This is a genomic window from Cyanobium sp. ATX 6A2 (assembly GCF_024346355.1).
Classification (GTDB): domain Bacteria; phylum Cyanobacteriota; class Cyanobacteriia; order PCC-6307; family Cyanobiaceae; genus NIES-981.
Genome location: NZ_JAGQCU010000001.1, coordinates 282,768 through 295,498 on the forward strand (window position 1 = coordinate 282,768; position 12,731 = coordinate 295,498).

At 72.3% G+C, this 12,731-nt stretch carries 16 protein-coding genes; 8 read left to right on the forward strand and 8 right to left on the reverse strand.

What is annotated here, in order from left to right:
* Window positions 1-10 precede the first annotated feature (10 nt).
* Entirely contained in the window at window positions 11-679 is a 669-nt protein-coding gene (locus KBY96_RS01405; protein ID WP_254977412.1) for an ABC transporter ATP-binding protein, read from the forward strand.
* Between the two features lie 41 nt (window positions 680-720).
* On the opposite strand, the gene KBY96_RS01410 is transcribed toward KBY96_RS01405, so the two are convergent.
* The 5 genes from KBY96_RS01410 to KBY96_RS01430 all read right to left on the reverse strand — a co-directional run bounded on the left by KBY96_RS01410 (window position 721) and on the right by KBY96_RS01430 (window position 5,144).
* Window positions 721-1,983, reverse strand: a complete 1,263-nt coding sequence (locus tag KBY96_RS01410; protein ID WP_254977413.1) for a peptidoglycan DD-metalloendopeptidase family protein — start codon at window positions 1,981-1,983, stop codon at window positions 721-723.
* A 73-nt stretch (window positions 1,984-2,056) separates the two neighbouring features.
* Window positions 2,057-2,803, reverse strand: a complete 747-nt coding sequence (locus KBY96_RS01415; RefSeq protein WP_254977414.1) for a biotin--[acetyl-CoA-carboxylase] ligase — start codon at window positions 2,801-2,803, stop codon at window positions 2,057-2,059.
* Between the two features lie 8 nt (window positions 2,804-2,811).
* Entirely contained in the window at window positions 2,812-4,005 is a 1,194-nt protein-coding gene (locus KBY96_RS01420; protein ID WP_254977415.1) for an aminotransferase class I/II-fold pyridoxal phosphate-dependent enzyme, read from the reverse strand.
* Window positions 3,992-4,312 carry a thioredoxin domain-containing protein gene (locus KBY96_RS01425; protein WP_254977416.1) on the reverse strand — a complete coding sequence of 107 codons (321 nt, stop codon included), beginning with the start codon at window positions 4,310-4,312 and terminating at the stop codon, window positions 3,992-3,994. The genes KBY96_RS01420 and KBY96_RS01425 overlap by 14 nt, the downstream gene beginning before the upstream one ends.
* A 55-nt stretch (window positions 4,313-4,367) precedes the next feature.
* Complete coding sequence (locus KBY96_RS01430) at window positions 4,368-5,144, reverse strand: PspA/IM30 family protein (RefSeq protein WP_254977417.1); 777 nt, start codon at window positions 5,142-5,144, stop codon at window positions 4,368-4,370.
* A gap of 65 nt (window positions 5,145-5,209) precedes the next feature.
* Between KBY96_RS01430 and KBY96_RS01435 the strand changes: the two genes are divergently transcribed.
* Window positions 5,210-5,797, forward strand: a complete 588-nt coding sequence (locus tag KBY96_RS01435; protein ID WP_254977418.1) for a DUF721 domain-containing protein — start codon at window positions 5,210-5,212, stop codon at window positions 5,795-5,797.
* Window positions 5,798-5,800: 3 nt separating this feature from the next.
* Here the strand turns inward: KBY96_RS01435 and KBY96_RS01440 are convergent, their stop codons facing one another.
* Genes KBY96_RS01440 through KBY96_RS01450 form a run of 3 tightly spaced genes read right to left on the reverse strand, consistent with a single transcriptional unit; the run spans window position 5,801 to window position 9,699 of the window.
* A complete protein-coding gene (locus KBY96_RS01440) occupies window positions 5,801-7,639 on the reverse strand; it encodes an ArnT family glycosyltransferase (protein WP_396122212.1) in 1,839 nt (612 codons plus the stop codon).
* A 15-nt stretch (window positions 7,640-7,654) separates the two neighbouring features.
* The gene (locus KBY96_RS01445; RefSeq protein WP_254977420.1) at window positions 7,655-8,740 is read right to left on the reverse strand and encodes a glycosyltransferase; all 1,086 of its coding nucleotides are present in this window, start codon (window positions 8,738-8,740) and stop codon (window positions 7,655-7,657) included.
* Window positions 8,740-9,699: a DMT family transporter gene (locus KBY96_RS01450; RefSeq protein WP_254977421.1), complete on the reverse strand. Its 960-nt coding sequence runs from the start codon at window positions 9,697-9,699 to the stop codon at window positions 8,740-8,742. The genes KBY96_RS01445 and KBY96_RS01450 overlap by 1 nt, the downstream gene beginning before the upstream one ends.
* A 68-nt stretch (window positions 9,700-9,767) precedes the next feature.
* Between KBY96_RS01450 and sppA the strand changes: the two genes are divergently transcribed.
* From sppA to KBY96_RS01480, 6 genes are all read left to right on the forward strand, one after another.
* The gene (gene sppA, locus KBY96_RS01455) at window positions 9,768-10,580 is read left to right on the forward strand and encodes a signal peptide peptidase SppA (protein WP_254977422.1); all 813 of its coding nucleotides are present in this window, start codon (window positions 9,768-9,770) and stop codon (window positions 10,578-10,580) included.
* A complete protein-coding gene (gene aroH, locus KBY96_RS01460) occupies window positions 10,577-10,951 on the forward strand; it encodes a chorismate mutase (RefSeq protein WP_254977423.1) in 375 nt (124 codons plus the stop codon). The genes sppA and aroH overlap by 4 nt, the downstream gene beginning before the upstream one ends.
* Window positions 10,952-11,032: 81 nt before the next feature.
* The gene (locus KBY96_RS01465; protein WP_315859458.1) at window positions 11,033-11,674 is read left to right on the forward strand and encodes a DUF2808 domain-containing protein; all 642 of its coding nucleotides are present in this window, start codon (window positions 11,033-11,035) and stop codon (window positions 11,672-11,674) included.
* Between the two features lie 64 nt (window positions 11,675-11,738).
* Window positions 11,739-11,876 (forward strand): 50S ribosomal protein L34, encoded by a 138-nt coding sequence (gene rpmH, locus KBY96_RS01470; protein ID WP_006911460.1) that lies wholly within the window; start codon window positions 11,739-11,741, stop codon window positions 11,874-11,876.
* Between the two features lie 38 nt (window positions 11,877-11,914).
* Window positions 11,915-12,298: a ribonuclease P protein component gene (locus KBY96_RS01475; protein ID WP_254977424.1), complete on the forward strand. Its 384-nt coding sequence runs from the start codon at window positions 11,915-11,917 to the stop codon at window positions 12,296-12,298.
* A complete protein-coding gene (locus KBY96_RS01480) occupies window positions 12,295-12,720 on the forward strand; it encodes a PH domain-containing protein (RefSeq protein WP_254977425.1) in 426 nt (141 codons plus the stop codon). The genes KBY96_RS01475 and KBY96_RS01480 overlap by 4 nt, the downstream gene beginning before the upstream one ends.
* Window positions 12,721-12,731 lie beyond the last annotated feature (11 nt).

Sequence of the window (12,731 nt, forward strand, 5' to 3'; positions counted from 1 at the left end):
TGAGCTGGCCATGCCGGTGGCCGAGCTGGTGGGTGTGGAGAAGGTGTACGGCAGCGGCGATGCCGAGGTACGTGCCCTCGACGGCCTCAATCTGCAGGTGAACCAGGGCGACTACCTGGCGGTGATGGGGGCCTCCGGATCGGGTAAGAGCACGGCCATGAACATCCTTGGCTGCCTCGACCGTCCCACTGCCGGCAGCTACCGGCTCAACGGCGTGCCGGTGGAAACCCTCAACGACGATCAGCTGGCCGATCTGCGCAACCGCGAGCTGGGCTTCGTGTTCCAGCAGTTTCACCTGCTGCCCCAGCTCACGGCCCTGGACAACGTGACCCTGCCGATGATCTACGCCGGGGTTCCGGCCAGCGAGCGGCGCCAGCGGGCCCGACGGGCCCTGGAGCGGGTGGGGCTGGGGCAACGCCTTCACAACAAGCCCAACCAGCTGTCCGGCGGGCAGCAGCAGCGGGTGGCGATCGCCCGGGCGATCATCAACGAGCCGGCCCTGCTGCTGGCCGATGAGCCCACCGGGGCCCTCGATTCCCACACCACCGAAGAGGTGCTGGACATCGTGGATGAGCTGCACCGCGGCGGCATCACCGTGGTGATCGTGACCCACGAGGACAACGTGGCCGCCCGGGCCGAGCAGGTGGTGCACTTCCGCGACGGCCGCATCACCGGCTGAAGGGTTCCGGATCCTCGCCCTTCTGCCTCAGCCGCCGCGCCTCAGCCCCCCAGCGGGCCGGCTTCTGAGGCGATGCTGTCAGGACGCTCGAGCCGTTGCAGCAGCTGGCCCATCATCTGGGCGATCACATCGCTGCCCAGCGGGTTGAGCAGATCAGCACCCGGCTCGAACCCGCCCGGATCCACCGCCACCCAGCCACCGTCGCTGGGCAGGCGCAGCTCGAAGTGCAGGTGCGGCCCGGTGCTCAGGCCGGTGCTGCCGACACGGCCGATCACCTCGCCCTGGCGCACGCGGTCACCCGCCTTCACATACAACTCGCTGAGGTGGGCGTAGAGGGTGCGGCGGCGGGGATTGTCGTGCTCCAGTTCCACCACCAGGCCATACCCCCCGGCCTCGCCGCTGCTCACCACCTTGCCGCCGAGCGACGCCACCACCGGGGCGCCCGTGGGCGCAGCCAGATCGATGCCGGTGTGCATCAGCCAACTCGCCAGGATCGGGTGCAGGCGATAGCCGAACCCACTGGTGTTGACCCCGGCGCCGATCAGGGGGAACAGCAGGCTGCGGTTGCCGTTGCCGGCCACCGGAGCGGGCCGGGGGGTGATCGCAAACACATCGGCCAGGCGCAGGCTGCTGCCATCGCCACCCAGCAGGGAGGCCACCGGAACGGTGAGGGGCGTGGTCATCGGGGTGGTGAACACCTCGCCCATGGCACCGCTCCAGCCGCTGCGTCCGGCCTGGAGCTGCTCACGGGCCGCGTCCAGGGCGGCGGGATCGCTGGGATCAAGGGGCCAGGACTGGTTCTCGGATCGGCCGCGCCAGCGCACCACCACACCGGTGTTGCATTCCTGCTCCGAGAGGGCGCCGCTGCGGCAGGCCTGGCGGTGGGCAGGGGCCTGCACCGGCGAGGCCATGGCACCGCTGCGGATGCGATCCCGTTCGGCCTGGGTCACCACGCCATCGCGCACCAGCTCGTCGAGGGAACGGTCGAAGCGCCGCGGCTCGGGGGTGGCCAGGCCGGCGGGATCGGGCCTCAGGGGCCTGGGCTGGGCAGGTTGGCTCAGGCGGCCGGGCTGGGGGGCCGCCGCCGGTGCGGTGGAGGCTGGCGGAGTGGCGATCGGCACCGCCGGAGCGGGCCGGGGAAGATCCGGCGGCAGGGTGATGGGGGCGGTTCCCAGGCTTGCCGCCGGTGCCGCCGCTGGCGGCTGTGCAGACCGGGACGGTTCAGGGGCCTGCTCCTGGGCCAGGGCCAGACCCAACCCCCCGACGCTGGAGAGGGCCACCAGGGAGGTCAGGCCCAGGCTCACGCGGATCGACCGCTGGAACAAAGATCTCACCATGGGGCTAATAGTAATCAGGCCCACCGGCGCAGCACCGGTCTCAGAACCGGCGCTGCAGGCGGGTGGTGAGGGGCCCCCGACGCAGCCGCAGAGCGCCATCCACCGTCAGCCCCTCCACCTGCCAGAGCGAGCCGGCATGCAGCAGGCCCTGGGGGCAGCTCTGGAGGCGGCTCTCCGCCAGGCGCCGGATGGCCTCGCCACTGCCGCCAGCGCGATCGCCATCGCCGGCCTGGTCGCGGGCCCAGGCGAGGGCCCGCAGCACGCGGCACTCCAGACGCCGGGGCCGAGCCTGGGGATGGTGGTGTCCAGCCCCACCCAGCGCCTCCGCGAGGGCGATGGCCCCGGGCGGCACGCGGTTGATGCCGTTGACGCCCACGCCCACCTGGGCCCAGCGCACGCGATCGCCGCGCAGGCGCAGGCGGGGCAGCACGCCGGCCAGCTTGCGCCCCTGCAGCAGCAGGTCGTTGGGCCACTTGATGCGGGGCTGCAGGCCGAGGGCCTCGAGCTCCAGCGCCAGCCCCACCACCACGGCCAGCCCCAGAGCGGCAGCGGGCCGCGCCGGCCAGGGCAGGGCCGCGCTCAGCCACACCCCCCCCGGGGGCGACTGCCAGGGACGCCCCCGCTGCCCATGGCCGTAGCGCTGGCGCCTGGCTACCACCGCCAGGGGAGCCTGGCCGGCGACGGGCCCGCCGCCGCGCCGCCGCAGCCAGCGTTCCAGTTCGATCTCGGTGCTGGCGCACACCGGCAGACGGCGCAGCTGCCAGGGGCCCGGGTTGGTGGCGGGCACAGCCGGAATCACCGAGCGGCCAGCCAGTGGCGGATGCGGGCGGCACCCGCTTCGAGCTCGACCTGTGGGTGCACCAGCGCCAGCCGGGCCCAGCCCTCACCCGCAGGCCCGAAGCCGTTGCCGGGGGTGAGGGCCACGCCTGTGCCCTCCAGCAGGGCGGCGCAGAAGGCCTCCGAATCGAGCCCCCGCGCCTGGGGGGGCAAGGCCAGCCAGAGATAGAGCGCCATCGAGGGGCGGCACACCGGCCAGCCGGCGGCCTCCAGGGCAGCGGCCATGGCATCGCGGCGCTCGCGGTACACCCCCCGCAGCTGCTCCGGCCACTCCGGCGCCTGCTCGATGGCCGCGATGGCGCCGGCCTGCAGCGCCAGCGACTGGTTGAAATCCACCACCCCCTTGAGCTGGCGCAGGGCGGTGATCAGCCACTCGGCGCCGATGGCGAAGGCCAGCCGGTAGCCCCCCAGGCACCAGCTCTTGGAGAGGGAGAAGAACTCGATGCCGCACTGGCGCCAGGCCGGATTGCGCAGCAAGGCCGGGGCCTCCCCCTCCAGGGCCAGGTCCACGTAGGGGTTGTCGTGGGCGAGCACGATGTCGTGGGCGAGGGCCTTCGCCACCGCCGCATCCAGCCAGGCCTGCTCACCGGTGGTGGCGGTGGGGTTGTGGGGGAAGCCCAGCACCATCAGCCGCAGGGCGTCCCACTGGGCGGCAGGCAGGCGCTCGAAATCGGGTCGCCAACCGGCGGCCGCATCGAGGGGCAGCAGCACCGGCCGCGCCGAGGCCAGGTGCAAGCCGCCCATGTGGGATGGGTAGTAAGGATCGAGCAGCAGAGCCCCATCGCCGGGGTTGAGCACCGCCAGGGGGAGGTGGGCCGTGCCCTCCTGGGACCCCACCAGCAACAGCACTTCGCGCTCGGGATCCACGGCAACGCCGAAGCGCCGCTGGGCCCAGCCGGCCACGGCCAGCCGGAACGGCAGGGTGGCGGCATGGAGGCAGTAGGCGGAGCTGGCCGGCCGCTGCAGCTGGGCGGCGATGGCCTCGAGGGCCACCACCGGCGGCTGCAGGTCGGTGGAGCCCAGCGAGAGATCGAGCAGCGCCGGCAGCCCCGAACCGGGATCGGCCGCACGGGCCCTGTAGACCGCCTTGCGGCGGTCGTTGCGGGCGAAGACGCCGCTGCCGAGCCGGCTCAGGCGGTCAGAGATGGGCATCCAGGAAGGCCTTGAGCTGGGCCTGGGCCATCGCGCCCTCGTGGCGAGCCACAGGCTCCCCCCCCTTGAACAGCACCAGGGTGGGCAGGCCCTGCACCTGCAGCCGGTCGCGGCTGGCGGGGTTGGGATCAGCCTCCAGCTTGCCCACCAACAGGCGGCCGGCATACTCAGCCGCCGCCCAGTCCATCAGGGGAGCCATCAGCCGGCAGGGACCGCACCACTGGGCCCAGACATCCACCAGGTAGGGAGTAGACGACTGCAGCACCTCGGTCTCGAAGCTGGCGTCGCTGAGCTGGGCTGCTGGCACAAGGGCGGAATCGGCGCAGCTGGATTGTATGGAGCCCCGCCGCCGTCGCCGTGACTCAGAGCTGGTCGATGGAGCGCTTGAGTTCCTGAAGCTCGGCATCCACCTCCGCCACCTGGGCGGGTTGGAGCTGGGGCACCGGGGCGTCTTCCGCCGGCAGGGCAATCGGTTCCTCGGGAACACCGGCAAGCCGGTTCTTGAGGGCCGCCAGCTCGTCGTCCACATCACTCCCCTGGAGGGCAGCGAACTGGCTTTCGAGATCGGCGCCGGCCAGTTCCGCGGCCGCCTGGCTGCGGGCCTCGAGAATCTGCACCTTCTCCTCCATGCGCTCGAAGGCGGCCATGGCGTTGTCGGTGCCCAGCCCGCTCACGGCACTCTGCAGCTGCTCCTGGGCCTTGGCCGCCTGGGCCCGGGCCTTGAGCATGTCCTTCTTGGTCTTGGCCTCGGCGATCTTGGCCTCCAGGGCCACCAGGCTCTTCTTCAGCCCCTCCACCTGAGATGACTGGGACTGCAGCTGGTTGTTGAGGGCCGTGGCCGTGTCCTGGTAGGTCTTGCGCCGCGAGAGCGCTTCGCGGGCCAGGTCCTCCTCGCTCTTTTTCAGCGCCAGCTCGGCCCGCTCATACCAGGTTTTGCTCTGGGCCTCGGCCTGCTCGGCCTGGTTCTGGATGCGCTTCTGGCTGGCGATCGCCGTGGCCACGGCCTGGCGCAGCTTCACCAGGTCGCGCTGCATGTCGTCAACCGACTGGTCGAGGATCTTGGCGGGGTCCTCCATGCTGCTGATCGCCGCGTTGGCGTTGGCGCGGAACAGGCGGCTAAGGCGGTCGAAGAAGCCCATGAAGGCGAGCGGGGCGATGCTTGAGGCTAACCACAACCGCCGCGCCGCTCCGCACGGCCCAGCCCATGGCAGAACCGACCACCCCGGGCCGCCGCAGACGCGCCAGCAGCAGCCCCGCCGCCAGCAGCCGCCGTGTCGGCAGCATCACCCTGCTGCTGCCACCCCCGCGACCGCCGGCCACCGGCCTGAACCGCTGCCTGGACACCCTGCAACAGGACTGGCAGCGGCAGGGCCACCTGGCGGCCCTGTGGCAGCGCTGGCCCGAGCTCGCCGGCCCGCAGCTGGCCCCCCATTGCCGGCCCCTGCGGCTGCAGGGCTCCCGGCTCACGGTGGGGGCAGCGCCCGGTCCCTGGCTCCAGGCCCTCCAGTACCACCGCCACCAGTTGCTGGGGGCCCTGCGGGCGGCGGGCTTTGCCCTCCGGGATCTGCGCATCGAGCAGCACCATCCCGGCCCCCTGGCCACGCCGGGGCGGGAGGAGGAGGCCCGGGTGTGGGCCCGCCATCCCAGCCGGGCCGATGTGCACGGCATGGCCAGCTGTCCCCGCTGCGGCTGCCCGGCACCGGCCGGGGAGATGGCCCGCTGGGGGCACTGCAGCTTCTGCCGCCGTCGCCAGCTCGCCGCCGAGGCCGCAGCGCCATCCCCGGGTCAGTAGCCCTCAGTAGCGCTCGGGCCTGGGATCCCGCCAGTCGGCCCGCACTCCGGCGGCCTCCAGCGCGCTGGCCCGCTGCTCCAGGCGGCGACGATCGAGGCGCCAGAGGCGGTAGATGCCGGCCTGATCAAGCAGCTCCGGATCCAGCTCACGCCAGTGCTCGCGGGCGGCGGTGTCGGCGTCGATCACCAGCAGCAGATGGGGTTGCTGCCGGGCGCTGCTGGGCACCTGGCCCTGGCGCGTCTCGCCGGCCAGCCGCTCAGCCAGGTTCACCAGCCCGGCTGCCTCGGCACCCTCGTAGATCACCACCCGCCGCCCGTAGAAGTGCAGGGAGGGCTTGAGCATGCCCACCATCGCCAGGGGTTCAGCGGCACCACTGCGTGCTGAACGCTCCACCACCACCGCCGCCAGACGCCGCACCGGCTCGCCGCGCAGCTGGTCACCCAGCTGCCACAGGGGCAGCAGCGCCAGGGGCACGAACAGCACCAGGGGCAGCTGCAGGGCCAGCAGCGCCGCCGGCGAGCCGCGCCGCCAGCCCACCAGGGCCAGGGCGGCGGCCAGGCCGAAGCAGGCCGCCGCCACCGCCAGCCGGCCGCTGGCCAGCAGGGCGGCCGGCAGCTCGGGCATCTCGGGGGTGACGATCAGGGGCACCCACAGGGGTGCGGCGGCGAAGGCCGCCGCCAGCAGCAGGGCCAGCAGCACGCAGAGCCGCCAGGCCAGCCGCGGCCGGCGCTGGGCGGCCAGGGCGATCAGCAGAGCGGCCGCCGGGATGGCCGGCAGCCAGTAGCTGGGCAGCTTGGTGGCGGCGGCGCTGAAGAACAGCAGCACCGCCAGCAGCCAGCAGGCGGCAAAGCGCTGCAACGACAGCGGCGGCGGCGGGGTCGGGCCACGCGGAGCGCGCACCAGGGCCTGCAGCAACAGCGGCGTGAGCGGCAGGCTGGCCACCACCAGCACCAGGCCGAAGAACCACCAGGGAGCCTGGTGGTCATTCACCACGCTGGTGAAGCGCTGCAGGTTGTGGTAGCCGAAGAAGCTGCGCCAGAAGGGCTCCCCCTCCACCACCAGGGCGGTGACGTACCAGGGCAGGGCCACCAGGGCGGTGAGCAGCAACCCCCGCAGGGGCCGCAGGCTGCGCCAGAGGCCACGCCAGTCGGCCTGCAGGGCGGCGAACAGCACCAGGGTGAGGCCCAGCAGCACCACCGCCACGGGGCCCTTGGTGAGCACCGCCAGCCCCAGCACCAGCCAGCCGGCCCACCAGCGGCGACCGCCGGCGGCATAGCTGTGCCAGATCAGCAGCAGGCTCAGCGCCAGCGTGCCCGTGAGCAGGGCATCGCTCACGGCGATGCGGCCCCAGAGCAACACCAGGGGCGAGAGGGCGAACGCCAGCCCGGCGCCCAGGGCGGTGAGCGACTGCTGACGCCGGCCCTGGGGCCAGCGCAGCAGGGTGACCACCAGGGCCTGCATCGCCACCACCGTGGCCAGGGCCGAGGGCAGCCGGGCGGCCCAGGTGCCCAGGGGATCCCAGTGGTTCTGAGCGGGCAGGGCGTAGATCAGCCCCATCGCCCAGTACACCAGGGGCGGTTTGTCGTAGCGCGGCAGGCCGTTGACGTGGGGAATCAGCCAGTCGCCGCTCTCGGCCATGGCCCGGGCGGAGGCAGCAAACAGGGGTGGGGTTTCATCCACCAGCCCCGAGCTGCCGAGCTGCCACAGGAACAGCAACGCCCCCAGCGCCAGGCTCACGAGCAGCACCGTGCGGGCCCGGGGCGCAGGCACAGGATCGGGGGCGGACGAGGGACCCTTCGCAGCGCGGAACCCGGCGGAGCGTGGCACGAACGACGAGGGCATGAGCCGCATCCGACCCTATCGGCGGGCCAGGGCTGATCCGTTCACGGCCTCCAGCCAGGCCTCGATGCGGGCGGCGAAGGCCTGCTGGGAGCAGTGCTGCTCCGCCCAGGTCCGGCAGCGCCGGCGCTCGATCCGGCGGGCCCGCCCCACCGCCGCCACCAGGGCCGCCACATCGTCGGGCCGGGCCAGCGCCCCGGTGTGCCCCTCCTGCACCAGCTCGGCAGGGCCGCCGCGGGCATAGGCCGCCACCGGCACCCCGCAGGCCAGGGCCTCCACCACCACGTTGCCGAAGGCTTCATTCCACTTGGGGGTGTTGAGCAGCACCGCGCAGTGGCCCAGCTCCGCCTGCAGCTGCTCGGTGGGCAGGAAGCCGCGCCACCGCAGCGTGCCGGGCGGCACCGAGGCCTCCACCCGCCGGGCGTAGGCCGGGTCCTCCTGCAGGCCCCACACCGCCAAGGGCAGACCCAGCCGGGCCGCCGCCGCCGCCGCATCCTCGAGACCCTTCTCCGGGGCGATGCGGCCGGCCCAGCCCAGCAGCTCGGCGGGCTCCGCCTGAAACCGGTAGCGGCCGAGGTCGAAGCCATTGCCCACCAGCCGCGGCGGCTGGGGAAGGTCGAAGTCGGCCGCCTGGGCGGCGGTGTGAAAAGCCAGATGCTGGGGGTGGCTGCGGGCGATCTCGGCGATCAACTCATCCATCACCGCCGCCACCGAGCCCATGCTCACCAGATGGGCCACGGGCGTGGCCGTGTGGGGCGTGAGCCAGAGGGGCAGCCAGTCGTAGGCGAGGTTGAGGATCACATCGAAGTCGGCCTGGTGGCTCAGGGCCCGGCGCCAGAGCCGCCCGAGCAGGGTGCCGGCGGGCAGTTCCACCGGAGCGCTTCGCGGCCGGTGCTGCCAGCTGGGCTGATCCATGCCGGTCTCGCCCCAGAGCGCGGCCCCGGCACAGGAGGGGGGCAGGGTGGACCCCTCGGCGGCCAGCACGGTGAGCTGGTGGCCCCGCTCCAGCAGCCCGGCCACCAGAGCCCGGGCGGTGATCTCCACGCCACCGCCCCGGCCGCTGCCCAGGGTCCCCACCGGGGTGCTCACCACCAGAAGGCGCATCAGACCCCCTCGCCGCCGGACGCCGGCACCGGCAGGGCCTGCCAGAGCACCTGGCGGCGGTTGATCAGCAGCACCGAGCCCAGGGCCAGCACCGCCCCCAGCCACTGCAGGGGCTGCAGTTGCTCGTCCAGCCAGAGCACGCCGCAGAGCAGGGCGAACACGGGCGTGAGAAAGGTGAGCGCGGTGAAACCGGTGAGGTCACCGCGGCTGGCGAACCAGAAGAACAGGCCGTAGGCCAGGGCGCTGCCGAACAGCGCGGCATAGGCCATCAGCCCCCACTGGCCGGCCGACCACTGGGGCAACCAGGCGGCACCGTGGCGCACCGGCAGCTCGGCCAGCACCAGCAGCGGCAGGCCACCGAGCAGCAGGTGCCAGCCGGTGACCACCACCGGATCGCTGTGGCGGGTGGCGTAGCGGCAGAGCACCGTGCCCACCGCCATCGCCGCGGCGGCCCCGAGCATCCACAGTTCACCGTGGCTCCAGGGGCGCACCCCGGTGGCGATCGGCCCCTCCAGCCACCAGTGGCGCAGCACCGCCGCCGGCAGGCCCAGACAGACGATCCCCAGCAACCCCAGCAGCAGCCCCAGCCAGCCCACCGGGTTGATCGCCTCGCCGAACAGGCTGCGGGCCAGCAGGGCCACCAGCAGGGGCTGGGAGTCGATCAGCACCGACCCCAGGCCCGCCCCGGTCTGCGCCAGACCGCGGGCCAGCAGCCCCTGGAACAGGCTGGCGTCCACAACGGTGAAGGCCAGCAGCCAGGGCCAGTCGCGGCGATCCACCGCCAGGGGGCGGCGCAGGAGCAGGGCCGCGAGCAGCACCACCGCCCCGGCGGGCAGCAGCCGCAGGCAGGCCACCTGCAGGGGGCTGCCGCCATCGAGCAGGGGCCGCATCGCCGCCATCGCCGTGCCCCAGAGCACGAACGGCAGCAGCATCGCCAAGGGCCGCAACAGGGAAGGCAACAGCAGAGTCGACAGAGGGCAGGGGCGTGGCCTGTTTTTAAGATCCAGCCACTCCGTCATCACAGCGCATGGCCTGGCCCTGGCGCCGCAAGACCCGCCGCACCCTGGCCCGGATCGCCATCGAGGGGCCGATCGCCGGCGGCACCCGCAAGCGCGTGCTCAAGGCCATCCGCCAGGTGGAGCAGCGGGAATGTCCCGCCCTGCTGCTGCGGATCGACAGCCCCGGCGGCACCGTGGGCGACAGCCAGGAGATTCACGCCGCCCTGCTGCGGCTGCGGGAGAAGGGCTGCCGGGTGGTGGCGAGCTTCGGCAACATCTCCGCCTCGGGCGGGGTGTACATCGGCGTGGCGGCCGAAAAGGTGGTGGCCAACCCCGGCACGATCACCGGATCGATCGGGGTGATCCTGCGCGGCAACAACCTCTCCAAGCTGCTCAAGCGCCTGGGGGTGAGCTTTGAAACCGTGAAGAGCGGCGTTTACAAGGACATCCTCTCGCCCGATCGCGCCCTCACCGCGGCGGAACGGGAGCTGCTGCAGGGTCTGATCGACTCCAGCTACGGCCAGTTCGTGGCGGCGGTGGCCGAGGGCCGCGCCCTGACGGAGAAGCAGGTGCGCGCCTTCGCCGACGGCCGCGTGTTCAGCGGTGCCCAGGCCCTGGAGCACGGCCTGGTGGACGAACTGGGCGATGAGGAGCGGGCCCGGCGCCTGGCGGCGGAGCTGGCCGGCCTCGATCCCGAGCGCTGCCGCCCCACCGAGTTCGGCACCCCGCCGAAGCGCTTCGCCGGCCTGATCCCCGGCCGCTCCAGCCTGCGCGCCCTGACCCAGGCCCTCAGCCTGGAGCTGAGCTGGAGTGGCCTGCCCCTCTGGCTCTGGCGCCCATGAGCGGCCCCCTCCAGCTGCGGGCCCTGCGCGGCGCCACCACCGCGTCAGCCAACACCTGTGAGGCCATCCACGCGGCGGTGGCGGAGCTGGTGGAAGTGCTGGCGGAGCGCAACGGTCTTGAAGGCCAGCGGGTGGTGTCGGTGACCTTCTCCGTCACCGCCGACCTCGATGCCTGCTTTCCGGCTGCCATTGCCCGACGCCGGGCTGGCTGGGAGGAGGTGGCGCTGCTCGACTGCCAGCAGATGGCGGTGGCGGGCGATCTGCCGCGCTGCATCCGTCTGTTGGCTCACGCCTGGATGGAGCCCCAGCGGCACGCCTGCCACCCCTATCTGCGTGAGGCGACCCGTCTGCGCCCCGACCGCGCCACCTAGCGGGCCGGCCACCCGCTGCTCCAGGGCCGCGGGGCCCTGCTGAGAATTGGGATCACTACTCCCCAGCCGTTCCCCCATCCCATGGGTTTTCCCTCACTGCCGTGGCCCCTGCGCCAGAGGTCGTCTCAGGCCATCCCGCCGCGCAGGCATCCGGACAGCGGCCGCCGTCGGCGTGTCCTGGCCCTGCTGGCTGCCGCCCTTGGTCTGGGGGTGGCGGGCCTGGCCGCTCCCCAGCTCGGCGCCCTGGCCCAGGGCACGCCGAGCCTGCTGGAGTTCCGCTGGGAGAACAACCCCGACTTTCGCCGGCTCTTCTTCTTTCTTTCGAGCACCGAGCGCAGCCGGCGTGCGGAGTATTTCCTGATCCTGCGGCCCCGGGATCGCAACAACGCCATCCTCAAGCTCACGATCACGATCCCCGAGCACTTCGACGCCACCATCGACACCAGCCGGGTGCGTCTGTGCACCATGCAGGAGGGCGGCATGCTGGCCCGCACCCGCTGCCTGGACACCATCCCGGCCACGATCGAGCTGAGCGAGAACAACCGGGTGCTCGACATCTTCCCCGACACCCCGGTGTCTGACGACGAGACCATCGGTGTGAACATCCGCCTGTTCAACCCCTTCAATGCCGGCATGTTCCAGTTCAACGCCCTGGCTCAGGCCCCGGGCGACGTTCCCGTGTCGGGCTACCTGGGCAGCTGGCTGATCCAGATCGACCCCTGACGCTGGCCTGATAGGTTGGCTTTCGCGAAATTTTCAGACGGGCAGAGGGGGCGATCACAGCACCATGACCAAGCGCACACTCGAAGGAACCAGCCGTAAGCGCAAGCGGGTCTCCGGCTTCCGGGTGCGCATGCGCACCCACACCGGCCGCCGTGTGATCCGCTCCCGCCGGCGCCGCGGCCGCTCCCGCCTGGCTGTCTGATCTGCCCTGTGATCCGATCCACCTGAGCGTGCGCGTCGATGGCCCTGCCCCAGCGGCATCGGCTGTGCGGCCAACGCCCCTTCAGCACGATCTACCGCAAGGGCCGTGCCTGCCACGGCCCTTTTTTGGTGCTGCGCTGGCTGCCGGCCCGGCCTGAACTGCTGCCCCCCGGCCAGCGCGAGCATCCCCCAAGCCCCTGGCGGGCCGGAGTGGTGGTGAGCACCAAGGTGCACAAGCGTGCCGTGCGACGCAACCGCCTGCGGCGCCTGCTGCACCAGCACTTGCAGGGGCTGCCGATCGCCCACCCGGACGGTCCGGTGTGGCTGCTGATCGGGCTCAAGCCCGGCAGCGCCGAGCGCGACAGCGGCCTCTTGCTGGGAGAATGCAAGCACCTTCTGCAACGGGCAGGTCTGACACCATGAACCAGCCAGGCAGCTCCGAGAGCCGGCAAGCGATTCAGGAAACGGAGTTCTATGCCGGTGGACCGGCCCGTGGGGATCTGCTGATCAACCTGCTGTTCGGGCTCACCGTGATCGGCATTCCCTTCGCCGTGGGAGCCATCGTGCGGGCTCTGTGGCTGCGCTTCCGCATCACCAGCCGTCGCATCGAGGTGAATGGCGGCTGGATGGGCCGCGACCGCAGCCAGGTGGTGTACAGCCAGATCCGGGAGGTGCGCAGCGTTCCGCGCGGGTTCGGTGCCTGGGGTGACATGGTGCTGGTACTCAATGACGGCGCCAAACTCGAGATGCGATCGCTGCCCCGCTTCCGCGAGGTCGAGGCCTACATCGAGGAGCGTCGTGCCGCCAGCACCGCCCCAGCTCGTCCGAAGGGCATGGCCGCCTGAATTCGGGGCTT